At 59.9% G+C, this 11,888-nt stretch carries 10 protein-coding genes and 3 tRNA genes; 4 read left to right on the plus strand and 9 right to left on the minus strand.

Annotated features, from left to right (window positions below):
- The 3 genes from RIB87_RS12225 to RIB87_RS12235 form a co-directional block, all read right to left on the minus strand.
- On the minus strand, positions 1 to 261 hold a 261-nt coding region (locus tag RIB87_RS12225; RefSeq protein WP_350147036.1), incomplete at its 3' end, for a GTP-binding protein.
- A gap of 110 nt (positions 262 to 371) precedes the next feature.
- Positions 372 to 445, minus strand: a tRNA-Gly gene (locus RIB87_RS12230).
- 40 nt (positions 446 to 485) lie between these two features.
- Positions 486 to 570: transfer RNA gene (locus RIB87_RS12235), tRNA-Tyr, on the minus strand.
- 357 nt (positions 571 to 927) lie between these two features.
- On the opposite strand from RIB87_RS12235, the gene rlmB reads away from it, so the two are divergent.
- Both rlmB and RIB87_RS12245 read left to right on the plus strand, forming a co-directional pair.
- A complete protein-coding gene (rlmB, locus tag RIB87_RS12240) occupies positions 928 to 1,989 on the plus strand; it encodes a 23S rRNA (guanosine(2251)-2'-O)-methyltransferase RlmB (RefSeq protein ID WP_350147038.1) in 1,062 nt (353 codons plus the stop codon).
- 87 nt (positions 1,990 to 2,076) lie between these two features.
- Positions 2,077 to 2,152: transfer RNA gene (locus tag RIB87_RS12245), tRNA-Thr, on the plus strand.
- A gap of 99 nt (positions 2,153 to 2,251) precedes the next feature.
- Here the strand turns inward: RIB87_RS12245 and RIB87_RS12250 are convergent.
- The 5 genes from RIB87_RS12250 to ispG all read right to left on the minus strand — a co-directional run bounded on the left by RIB87_RS12250 (position 2,252) and on the right by ispG (position 8,374).
- Positions 2,252 to 2,890: a class I SAM-dependent methyltransferase gene (locus RIB87_RS12250; protein WP_350147040.1), complete on the minus strand. Its 639-nt coding sequence runs from the start codon at positions 2,888 to 2,890 to the stop codon at positions 2,252 to 2,254.
- Positions 2,891 to 2,894: 4 nt separating this feature from the next.
- Positions 2,895 to 4,130: a BtaA family protein gene (locus RIB87_RS12255; RefSeq protein WP_350147042.1), complete on the minus strand. Its 1,236-nt coding sequence runs from the start codon at positions 4,128 to 4,130 to the stop codon at positions 2,895 to 2,897.
- 119 nt (positions 4,131 to 4,249) lie between these two features.
- The gene (gene dxs / locus RIB87_RS12260) at positions 4,250 to 6,157 is read right to left on the minus strand and encodes a 1-deoxy-D-xylulose-5-phosphate synthase (RefSeq protein WP_350147044.1); all 1,908 of its coding nucleotides are present in this window, start codon (positions 6,155 to 6,157) and stop codon (positions 4,250 to 4,252) included.
- A gap of 54 nt (positions 6,158 to 6,211) precedes the next feature.
- Positions 6,212 to 7,171, minus strand: a complete 960-nt coding sequence (locus RIB87_RS12265) for a polyprenyl synthetase family protein (protein ID WP_350147046.1) — start codon at positions 7,169 to 7,171, stop codon at positions 6,212 to 6,214.
- A gap of 12 nt (positions 7,172 to 7,183) precedes the next feature.
- Positions 7,184 to 8,374 carry a flavodoxin-dependent (E)-4-hydroxy-3-methylbut-2-enyl-diphosphate synthase gene (ispG, locus tag RIB87_RS12270; RefSeq protein ID WP_350147048.1) on the minus strand — a complete coding sequence of 397 codons (1,191 nt, stop codon included), beginning with the start codon at positions 8,372 to 8,374 and terminating at the stop codon, positions 7,184 to 7,186.
- Between the two features lie 498 nt (positions 8,375 to 8,872).
- On the opposite strand from ispG, the gene ispH reads away from it, so the two are divergent.
- Both ispH and hpnH read left to right on the plus strand, forming a co-directional pair.
- Positions 8,873 to 9,826: a 4-hydroxy-3-methylbut-2-enyl diphosphate reductase gene (gene ispH, locus RIB87_RS12275; RefSeq protein WP_350148208.1), complete on the plus strand. Its 954-nt coding sequence runs from the start codon at positions 8,873 to 8,875 to the stop codon at positions 9,824 to 9,826.
- An 80-nt stretch (positions 9,827 to 9,906) separates the two neighbouring features.
- Positions 9,907 to 11,085, plus strand: coding sequence for an adenosyl-hopene transferase HpnH (gene hpnH / locus RIB87_RS12280; RefSeq protein WP_350147050.1), 1,179 nt, complete (start codon positions 9,907 to 9,909; stop codon positions 11,083 to 11,085).
- Here the strand turns inward: hpnH and RIB87_RS12285 are convergent.
- Positions 11,035 to 11,730 carry a phosphorylase family protein gene (locus RIB87_RS12285; protein WP_350147052.1) on the minus strand — a complete coding sequence of 232 codons (696 nt, stop codon included), beginning with the start codon at positions 11,728 to 11,730 and terminating at the stop codon, positions 11,035 to 11,037. The genes hpnH and RIB87_RS12285 overlap by 51 nt on opposite strands.
- Positions 11,731 to 11,888 lie beyond the last annotated feature (158 nt).

The raw sequence follows: 11,888 nt of genomic DNA on the forward strand, positions 1-11,888 counted from the left end.
GTCGGCATGGCCCGGGCAGTCCACGTGTGCGTAGTGACGGTTTTCCGTCTCATACTCAACATGCGCCGTCGAAATCGTGATCCCGCGCGCCTTTTCCTCAGGCGCCTTGTCAATGTCGTTGTAGTCCGAAAACGTCGCCCCGCCTGACTCAGCAAGCACCTTCGTGATCGCAGCCGTCAGCGTCGTCTTGCCATGGTCAACGTGGCCAATCGTGCCGATGTTTACATGCGGCTTGGTGCGCTCAAACTTTGCTTTTGACATCTCTTTGTCCTCGGACCTTCTGGGTTTGTGGATCGCACCTAACCGCGATCCGCCTCGTTCAAATGCTCACTCGTTTTAACCGGACACTCAACTCGTATGCCCCTTCAAGCTGGAGCGGGTGAAGAGAATCGAACTCTCGTCGTCAGCTTGGAAGGCTGCTGCTCTACCATTGAGCTACACCCGCCTGATCCGGTCCTGGTCTCACATATTCCCTGAAGAAATGGTGGTGGAGGGAGTTGGATTTGAACCAACGTAGGCATAGCCAACGGATTTACAGTCCGTCCCCTTTAACCACTCGGGCATCCCTCCAAAAACCATAGCGTCCGCCTGATAAAACGAACGCCCTTCAAGGCCCGTTGGCGCTTTATGAACCGGACGGTATCCCGCAAAAAAGAGACAATCCATCTCTTTCGGCCTTTCTGGATGAAAAGCCGACAGATGATGGTGTCACTTATAAACGGAAACACCGGCCCCGCACGCCGCTGGTGACCGGGGAAATAGGCGTTTTTAGCCCCCCCTGTCAATGCCAAGTTGGGCACGCCAAATGATCAGCGCCCCGCAGATCGCACTCCACAGACGCTTGAAAACCGACAAGACCCCTAAAAACAATGCACCGGCACACCGGAACTGATTGCAGCCGCCGCCTGAACCCGCTAGAGCGCTGGTATGAGCGATCAGAAATCAGGAAATGGCCCCAAAGGGCCACGCGGCGGCGGCCCCGGTGGCGGCAAAGGCGGCGGCCCCGGTGGCGGCCCAAATCGCGGTCGTGCCGGTGGAAACAGGCCCGGACGCAACAATGCGCCTGGTGACGTCCGTGGGGCAAACCGCGAGGGAACGCGTGATGGCAGGGGAAGGGATCGCGGCCCCTCATCAGGCGGCCGTAAACGCCCACCCACCCGCACCACTGAGCGGGCACCTGAGCGTGCCGCGTCACGCGGGCGGTCATCATCCGCAGCATCAGACGGACCAGACTGGCTCTATGGCACCCACGCGGTGCGCGCTGCCCTGCATAACCCCAAACGCCGCGTGCTGCGCCTGATCGCAACGCCGGCAGGCGCGGAGGCCGTGGCTGAATCCGCGCAAAAACGCGGCCTGCAAATAGAAACAACCGACGCCCGCGAGATGGACAAGCTGTTTCCCGCAGGCACCGTGCATCAGGGCCTTGCCATCAAGGTCGCACCGCTGGCAGAGCCGGTGCTGGCAGATGTGCTGGCCCGCGCCGAGGCCGAAGCCGCTGAAGGTGCCGCCACCCCTGCTACTGGCCAAAAACCGCTGATTATCCTCGATCAGGTGACAGACCCGCAAAATGTCGGGGCGGTGCTGCGCTCGGCTGCTGTGTTTGGCGCCCGTGCCGTCATCGTCACCCGGCGCAACTCGCCGCCCATAACCGGCGCACTGGCCAAAGCAGCCTCTGGTGCCGTTGAGCAGATGCCGCTGGTGCAGGTGCCCAACGTGGCGCAGGCCATCGCCGTGCTGCAGGCGGAAGGCTGGTTCACCGTTGGCCTTGAAGGCACCGGCGACAAGGCCCTAGGCGACCTCGACCTCACCGGCAAAATCGCCATCGTCATGGGGGCAGAAGGCACCGGCCTGCGCCGCCTCACTGCCGAGCGCTGCGACATGCTGGCCAAAATCCCCGGCGAACCCGGCTTCGCCTCCCTCAATGTCTCCAACGCCACCGCTGTGGCGCTGTATGAGATCCGCCGACAGGCGGGCGGCACCAAAGCCTAAATTACGTCTCGCCAGATCAAAATAACCGCGCTATACCGAGCCCGATTCAAAGCTGCGATTCAGACGAACAGTCTTTGAGCCACGTGTGCCGGCTTAGCTCAGCTGGTAGAGCACCTGATTTGTAATCAGGGGGTCGGGAGTTCGAGCCTCTCAGCCGGCACCATTTATTCCTCACGCTTGAGTGCACTTGCGCGCAAACGCTCCGGATAGGCGGCCTGACGGGCCGACGCCTGGTCAGGCGTTCGGGTGACACACGAAAGACCTACCGCACCACCTCAGCGATGCGGGCGTAGTCGCCGTAGAGCGGCAGCACGCGCCCTTTTCCCAGCGATGTTATGGTCTGTTTCAGGTCGGCCCGTGGCGTGACGTGGAACTGTTTTAGCCACCACATCAGCAGGCGGCTGAACCAGCGTGGCAGGCGCTCCTGCTGGCCGAAGTCAACCAGCAGCAATCTGCCACCTGCGCCGGTAGCCCCATAGCCTTGCGCCAGCGCCTGCTGCCAGTCAGGGATCATGGAAAGGCTGTAGGAGAAGAACACACGGTCAAACACAGCACGTCCAAACAGCGCGTTCGCATCAAAACCGGCGGCATCGGCGCGGGCCAGCGTGATGCGGTTTTTCAGACCTGCGCGGGCAACTTCATGGCGGGCCTTTTCCAGCATCGCTTCTGAAATATCGAGGCCGAAAAACAGCGCGTGCGGGTAGCGCCGGGCGGCCTTGATGAGGTTGCGCCCGGTACCACAGCCCACTTCCAACACACAGCCACCTTGTGGTGGCGCCAAATCACGGATCAGCCTGTCGCGCCCCAGCAGAAAATACTTGCGGGTCGCATCGTAAAAATGCCGTTGCGTGCGATAGATCGAATCCATCAGGTCGCCGGTGGGTGACGTCACATCGCTCATCAGGCTAGCCCTTGAAGACGTAGAGATGTACGCCGCCGTAAATCGCCGAGCGGTCATGCTTTGAATATTCGAGGCTTTGCTCAGCGCGATAGTCCCATCGCGCCATGATGGCATCATCCACACGCCCCGGCAGAATGGAGGATTGACCGGCTGTGCGAAACACAACCCGCGCACCAGGTTGCGCGGTGCGGCTGATCTCAGCCCACAGTTCCATGAGTTGGGCATCTGTCATCCAGTCCTGCGCATCAAGCAAAACATAGGCGTCGAGAGAGGCATCTTGTTCCAGTTTAAGCTGATCGGTAACAGACCGGTGCTGCACATTGACCCGGTCTGCCCGGTCCCGCACATCTGCAAAATGCTCTGCCTGCAAGTAGGGCGGCAATGGGCCTGAGGGGCCAGATGCATAGCCGCGCCCGAATGCCTGCCACGCAAAGTAATTGTCTTGCATGGGAAACCCGCAGGCGAGTTTTTCAAGACGCGCTTTCAGCACTGCCGCCATGTCGCCATTGCCATCTGCCGCCAGCGCCTCGTATTGAGCCGGCGGAATACCCAGTCCGTATAGCGACATTTTTTTTGACGTCACCCAGCGCACCACACGGCGGTCGAAGAGCGGCGCAAGCGCCGTATCAAAAAACGTCCGCTGCTCATCAACCGTCCGCGCCCAGACTATCTGCCGTGGGTCGGTACCATGCAGGCGCGCCATCCAGTGTGCCGCGCCGATAAAGTAACCAAGCAAACCGTGATGATAGAGATCCCGTGAAAACAGCGAGATGCGTCGCTGCAGCATCCAGTCGCGGCCTTCCCAATAGCGTCGGCTTTCCCCGTCAAGCTCGTCGCGCACAAAGCGTTTGTAGGCGGTGATATTGGCCTTCGCATCGGCTTCCCCGAAGAACCGGTAAAACGCTTCATAGGTCGGCATACCCCGCACAGCCGCAAGTTTCAGGCGCGTCAGCGCCAGATGGGCGCGGTTGAGGTCCACCGCCACAATTTCTTTGGGGTCTGCGGTCAGATACGACAAGACGTTGCAGCCACCCGACGCAATGGTGAGCATCCGCGATGTGGGCGTCAGCGCTAACGCCTCCAGGTCCACTTCCGGGTCTTCCCAGATTTGCGGATAAACCAGCCCCTTGAACGCAAACGTAAACATCCGTTCCAGAACACCGGCACGCGTATCTGCGTCATTCTGGTGGACTGCAGATTTAAGGTGTTTGCGTGTTTGCGAAACAGCTGAAGGCGGCATGGCGGGCTCCTGAATACAGGGATGAATCGCCAGCGTGGGCGACCCCGCTCAATACCAGTCCGGCCATGACGGTTTTGTCACAGCAACGCGTCTGCCATATGACGCTCGTGAAGGAAAAACTACTCGGCCCCAACGCCTGCCGCAGCAATGGCACGCGCTTCATCCATGCCAAGCGACGCCAGAACACGGGCGACGATGCCGTCTGCATCAAGCCCGGCAGCGGCCACCTGATTGGCTGGCTTGTCGTGGTCGATGAAGATGTCCGGCATGTAAATTGGCACGAAGCGGGCCTTGGCCATATCGGCTCCCTGACGCACAAGACTGTCAAACACCAGCGCCGAGAAGCCGCCGATGGAGCCTTCTTCGACGGTGATGAGAAGCTCGTGATGCTCCGCAAGCTGACGAACCAGTTCGTCATCAACAGGCTTTGCAAAACGCGCGTTTGCCACTGTGGTCGACAGTCCCATGGCATTGAGCTTGTCGCCCGCCGCCAGCGCATCATGCAGACGCCCGCCATAGCTGAGGATCGCAACCTTGCTGCCTTCCTTGAGCACCACGCCCTTGCCGATTTCAATGGGCGTGCCGCGCTCAGGCAGAGCCACGCCCACACCCTCGCCGCGCGGATAGCGCAGACCGATGGGGCCTTCGTCGAATTCGACAGCCGTGGACACCATGTGAACAAGCTCGGCTTCGTCGCCTGCCGCCATCAGCGTGAAGCCGGGAATGCAGCCAAGAAACGCAATGTCATAGGCACCCTGATGGGTCACGCCGTCCGCACCCACCATGCCGGCCCGGTCGATGGCAAACCGCACCGGCAGCTTCTGAATGGCCACGTCATGAATGACCTGGTCATAGCCGCGCTGCAGGAACGTTGAATAGATCGCCGCGAACGGCCTCATGCCTTCTGCCGCCATACCGGCGCAGAACGTCACGCAATGCTGCTCAGCGATAGCCACATCAAAATGCCGGTCGGGATAAATCTCGCCAAACTTGGTAAGGCCGGAGCCATCCGGCATCGCCGGAGAAACTGCCACCACGCGTTCATCGCGCGCGGCTTCATCAATCAGCGCATTGGCGAACACGCTTGTGTAGCTGGGTGCCCCGGGCACGCCCTTGGCTTGCTTGCCGTCAGCCACATTGAACTTGGCAACACCGTGATAGCAGTCAGCAGAGGCTTCGGCAGGTGCGTAGCCCTTGCCCTTGCGGGTTATGACATGCAGCACAATCGGCCCGTCAAGATCACGCGCAGCCGTCAGCACACGGACCATTTCGTCCACGTCATGGCCATCAAACGGGCCTGCATACGGCACACCCAGATCATCAAACAGGGTCGGCTGATCGACAAAGCGCGGCAAACCCTCTTCGGCTATGCCTGCATCCCGCGTGGCTTCGTCCGGCATGTGGCTGCGCAGTTCGGTCAGATAGTCAGACAACGCGCCCGCCGGTGGCGCAATCGACATGTGATTATCATTGAGGATGATGACCATGCGGCGCTTTTCGGAGCCCACATTATTGAGGCCCTCGAACGCCATACCCGCAGACATTGCCCCGTCGCCCACAATTGCCACCACCTGATTGTCCCGACCCATAAAGTCGCGGCCGGCGGCAAACCCAAGAGCGGCTGAAATGGCGGTTGACGAGTGCGCAGCCCCAAACGGATCAAACTCGCTTTCAGCGCGCGACGTGAAGCCTGACAATCCACCGCCGGTGCGCAACGTGTTGAGGCGTGACTTACGCCCCGTCAGCGTCTTGTGCGGATAACACTGATGGCTCACATCCCAGATCAGCTTGTCGGCGGGCGTATTGAACACGTAATGCAGCGCAACCGTAAGTTCCACCACACCAAGCCCGGCACCCAGATGGCCGCCCGTCTGTGACACAGCCTCAATCACCGCCTGGCGCACTTCATCAGACACATGGCCAAGATCAGCCTGGTCAATCTTGCGCAGGTCAGCGGGAACGTCGATTGCGCTCAGGAAGTTGCTGGATTTTGACCCAGCCTCAGGCGGTGTGTGCCCATCAGCCATTTTTTGTTCTCCTAACGCGGACACATAACCCTAAAAGCATGTCCGCAAAAGCACCTACTGTTTTCGGTCAACCACAAAGCGCGCGACCGCCCGTAGATTGTCCGCACTGGCCCCAAACGGCACCAGATGCCCGCAGGCACTCTCAACCAACTCGTCAGCCTTCTTGCGTGCTCCTTCAAGCCCAAGGAGCGTTACAAATGTGGCAAGGCCATGGTCCTGGCCCACGGGCTTGCCCATTTGCTCTTCAGTTCCCGTCACGTCCAGCAGGTCATCCGCCACCTGGAACGCAAGCCCCAGATCCGCCGCATAGCCTGCAAGCGCTGCCCGCTCACCCTCGCCCGCGCCTGCCAGCAATGCGCCGGCAACACACGAAAAGCGAATAAGCTCGCCGGTTTTAAGCGCCTCAAGCCGGGCAATCTCATCAAAGCCCATGTCGGTACGGGCCGGCGAAATATCAATCATCTGGCCGCCGACCATGCCCGCCGCCCCGGACGCGCGGGCAAGTTCCACCACAAGCGCCGCGCGAATGGCCGGATCACGCGAGGTCGAAAAGTCGCCGAGCACTTCAAACGCCTGCGTCAGCAACGCGTCTCCCGCCAGAATGGCAATCGCCTCGTCAAAGGCCTTGTGAACAGCCGGACGTCCGCGGCGCGTGTCGCTGTCATCCATCGCCGGTAGGTCGTCGTGAATGAGACTATAGCAATGCACCATCTCGACAGCACACCCCACCCGCAGCGCCTGCGCGTCAGGCACGCCGAAAAGTCTGGCGCTTTGCATGACCAAAAACGGCCGCAGCCGCTTGCCGCCCGACAGCGCGGAATACCGCATGGCCTCCACCACCGGGCCGCGCGGACCATCAACGGCAGGAATGAGCCTGTCGAGCTCAGCCGTTACCGCATCGGCAGCCGTGCTCATCAGCGTTCCCAGATCAGAACTCTGATCTGAAACCGGGTCAGACATGGGTGTGTGCGGCTCGCCGGAGTGATCCACCGGCGCCGCTGCTTCGCTGCTCAACCTGTACGCCCCCTACTCCGCCGCCGTTACCTGCTGCGCTGATGATGAAGCTTCAGCCTCTGCCTTGGCTTGTGCGTCCGCCGCCTCGCGGGCACGCTCCACTTCAATCTCGGCAGCTTTCTTTTCAACAAGCTCGACCAGATGATCGACCATGCCGTCATTATCAATTTTATGGTCCGCAATGCCGGACACATACACCATGCCGGTATTTTTGCCCGAGCCACCGCCGGTAAAGCCCACATCCGTCATCATGGCTTCGCCTGGCCCGTTCACCACGCAGCCGATGACCGACAGCGTGAGCGGCGTTGAAATATGAGCCAGCCGCTTTTCAAGCGTCTCAACCGTCTTGATAACCTCAAAGCCCTGCCGCGAGCATGACGGGCACGAAATGATGTTCACACCGCGATGCCGCAGATTGAGCGACTTGAGAATATCGAACCCAACGCCGATCTCTTTCACCGGGTCCGCCGACAGCGACACTCGGATCGTGTCACCAATGCCCGACCAAAGCAGCATACCAAGGCCAATGGACGACTTGATGGTGCCGGACTGAAAACCGCCGGCTTCCGTGATGCCCAGATGCAGCGGGTAGTCGCACGCCTCGGCCAACCCCTGATAGGCGGCAACCGCAAGAAATACGTCAGACGCCTTCACTGAAATCTTGAACTCGAAAAAATCGTTGTCTTCCAGAATGCGCGCATGGTCCAGCGCACTTTCCACCATCGCTTCCGGGCACGGCTCGCCGTACTTTTCAAGCAGGTCTTTTTCGAGCGAGCCCGCATTGACGCCGATGCGCATGGCACAGCCATGGTCCTTGGCCGCCTGCACCACATCCTTCACCCGCTGGGCGTTGCCGATGTTACCGGGGTTGATGCGCAAGCACGCAGCCCCTGCCTCGGCGGCCTCAATGGCACGTTTATAATGAAAGTGGATGTCCGCAACGATGGGCACCTTCGACTGAGCCACAATCTCCTTGAGGGCGGCGGTGGAGTCCTCGTCCGGACAAGACACGCGCACAATGTCGGCACCAGCTTCTTCCAGCTCGCGAATTTGCGCGACGGTTGCTTTCACGTCAGGCGTCAGCGTGTTGGTCATCGACTGAACGGTAATAGGCGCGTCACCCCCCACAGGCACATTGCCGACGTGGATCTTGCGGCATTCCCGCCGGTAAATATCGCGATATGGTCGAACGCTGCTGCTCAAGGCTGCCGCTCCATTCAGGTTTAAGTCGTTTCACGCCTGCCACTTTGCGCGTGTCAGGTGTTGACCGCGCTAGATACCAGAAAACCGCGTGCCTTACACGTCGCTGCCGTAGCGACACAAAGGCACTATGCAAGGTAATATGGTCCGCCGCCCAGCAACAGGCCACAAATCAACTTTTATTGGCGAAAGCGTGATTGGAACAGGTGCGGCAAACATGTAACTCCACGGATGAAAAACCGGACGCTGATTGTGGTTAACACCTTAAAATCAGTACCATATTCAACACGGAATTGATGCTGACCGCCTTGCACCGGCATCACCAAACACGCACACTGGCAGCTTGATTACGACGCATACCGTCGCAAGCGCCTTCCACTCAACCCGGCGCCTGTTCGGAGCCTGAACCGCCAATTGGCCTACATTTAACTTGATGCATTTTTTGACAGATTCAGGGGTTGGCACGTGACTGAAAGCACCTCTTCCGCAATCAGACCTGCGATGAAAGTCGTTCTGGCAGAGCCACGCGGCTTTTGCGCCGGTGTTGAGCGCGCCATTGATGTGGTGGAAAAGGCGCTCGAACGCTTTGGGGCCCCTATCTATGTGCGCCACGAGATTGTTCACAACAAACACGTGGTGGAAGACCTGCGCGCCAAGGGCGTTGTGTTTGTAGAGGAAGTGGATGAGGTGCCGGTGGGTGCCGTCACCATTTTTTCAGCTCACGGCGTTGCCGAACGTGTTGAGGAAGATGCCGGCGCTCGGGGCCTCAAGGCCATTGATGCCACGTGTCCGCTCGTCACCAAGGTTCACCGCGAAGGCCGCCGTTATGCCGAGCAGGGCTACGACGTGGTGATGATCGGCCATCTGGGCCACCCGGAAGTGGAAGGCACGCTGGGCCGCATTCCCGGCAAGGTGCACGTCATTTCAGAGCCTGAGGATGTTGCCGTTCTGGAAGTGGCCAACCCCGACCGGGTGGCATTTGTGACCCAGACCACACTTTCCGTGAACGACACCCGTGACGTGATTGAAGCCCTCAAGAAAAAATACCCGTCCATTGTCGGCCCTGACGTACGCGACATCTGCTACGCCACTCAGAACCGCCAGACCGCTGTTGCCGAAATGGCCAAGCATGTGGACATGATTTTGGTGGTGGGTGCCACCAACAGTTCCAACTCAAACCGGCTGCGTGAACTGGGCGAAACCATCGGCGTGCCGAGCTATCTGATCGCCGACGCCCACGCCATGGAAGACGCCTGGCTGGAGGGCAAAACCCGTGTCGGCCTCACCGCCGGTGCCTCTGCCCCTGAAACACTGGTGCAGGGTGTGATAGAACGCCTGCGCACCACCCATGACGTTGAGGTGGAAAGCCTCAACGTGATTCGCGAAAATGTGACCTTCAAACTACCCCGCGAACTACTTGATGACCCTGAGCCATCCCGCGCCGCGGGTGCCTGATACACTCCCTGAATCAGACACCCCGAACCGCGCCGGAAGGCACACACCAAAAGGCCGTATGAGGCCAGGAGAGACGAAAAGTGGCTGTACCTATTCGACAGATGGCTATGGTTGGCGCCTATGTGATGAAGCAGCGCCTCAAGGGCAACAAGCGTTATCCACTTGTGCTCATGCTGGAGCCGCTGTTCCGCTGCAACCTTGCCTGCCCCGGCTGCGGCAAGATTGACTACCCGGACGCCATTCTCAACAAGCGCCTGTCGGCTCAGGAATGCTTCGACGCGGTGGACGAATGCGGTGCTCCCGTGGTGGCCATCCCCGGCGGCGAACCGCTGATCCACAAGGAAATCGGTGAGATCGTTGAGGGCATCGTCGCACGGAAAAAGTTCGTGTCGCTGTGCACCAACGCCCTGCTGCTGGAAAAGAAACTGCATCTGTTCAAGCCATCGCCCTATCTCTTCTTCTCGGTCCATCTTGATGGGCTGGAGGAAGAGCACGACAAGGCCGTGGACCAGAAGGGTGTGTTCAAGAAGGCCGTGTCCGCCATCAAGGCCGCGCAGGACGCAGGCTTTCAGGTCAACGTCAACGCAACCATCTTTGACAACATGACCGCCGATCAGGTGGCGTCATACCTCGACTACTGCACCGACATCGGCGTCTCCATCACCATTTCGCCGGGCTATGCCTATGAGCGTGCGCCGGATCAGGAGCACTTCCTTGAGCGCCGCCGCACCAAGGATCTGTTCCGCGACGTGTTCCGCAAGGGCGAAGAGCGCAAGAAATCCGGCAAGAAAAAATGGGCGCTCAATCACTCCTCCCTGTATCTGGATTTTCTGGCCGGCAACCAGCAATACATGTGTCAGCCTTGGGGTATGCCCACGCGCAACATCTTCGGCTGGCAGCGCCCGTGCTACCTGCTGAATGAAGGCTACGCCTCCAGCTTTCAGGAGCTGATGGACGAAACCGAATGGGAGCAGTACGGCACCGGCAACTACGAAAAATGCGCTGACTGCATGGCCCACTGTGGCTACGAGCCAACCGCTGCGGCAGATGCTGCCGCCCACCCACTCAAAACCCTGTGGGTGTCGCTGCGCGGCCCCAAAACATCCGGCGACTTTGCACCGGAAATCGACCTCACCAATCAGCGCAAGGCCAAATACATCTACGACGAGCTGATTGAGCAGAAGGTTGAAGAGCAAAAGCTCAAGGACTTACACGACCCCAAGAAGACCAGGGACAAGGTCTCTGGCACAGCGGCCTAGGCTCTTGAACCCTTTGGAACTGCCGGCGGCAAGACGCATCATCGCCGGCAGGTCCTGAGGCCGCAGCATCAGCCGCAATACCGTCGTCATGACGCGAATATCACCGCCGGGTCCAATCGCCCCCAGCGCTGCATGGGGCAGCGTGTGATGCACTGCATCTGAAACCGCCCGCAACGCTGTAAACGGCACGCCCAGCTCGCGGGCCACGTGGGCCACTGCCCCGCTCTCCATATCCACCGCGTGCGTTCCGGTACGCCGCCCAAGCGCCCGCTTGGCGGCAACATCTGCGACAACGTCAGCAGCATCAGCCATATCAACATGTTTGAGCGTGAGCCCTGCCCGCGCTGCACACTGCGCAAGCAGAGGCGCAAACTGCGGCGACGCTTCAATGCGTTTGCCGTCGCGCATCACAACGGCGCGGGCAACGGCAATATCACCGGGCACCAGCGCATCACTCAGCGCCCCCGACACGCCAAAACTCAGCAGCGCCGTGCAGCCATGCACCTCTACAAGCTCTCGCGCCAGGTCTTCAGCTTTGGCGGGCGACGCCCCCGATACGGCGGTCCTGAGTGCGGGATCATCCACCAGCGTGCCAAGCGCTGCTTCTTCGGCCTTCACGCCGCACACAATGCCAAGCCGTTTCATGCGTTTGCCCTCAGGTATTTACTTGGTAATGCGTCTGTGTGTGGAGCAGTTTGGTGCTTGCTGCAAGCGATCCCGCGGAAAGCAAAGGGGCTAAAGCTCTGATATTCCCCATGCCCAATCCCGTGTCCCCGGACCTGATCCGGGGCCTACCCGCCGAC

The organism is Pyruvatibacter sp., assembly GCF_040219635.1.
Taxonomy (GTDB): domain Bacteria; phylum Pseudomonadota; class Alphaproteobacteria; order CGMCC-115125; family CGMCC-115125; genus Pyruvatibacter.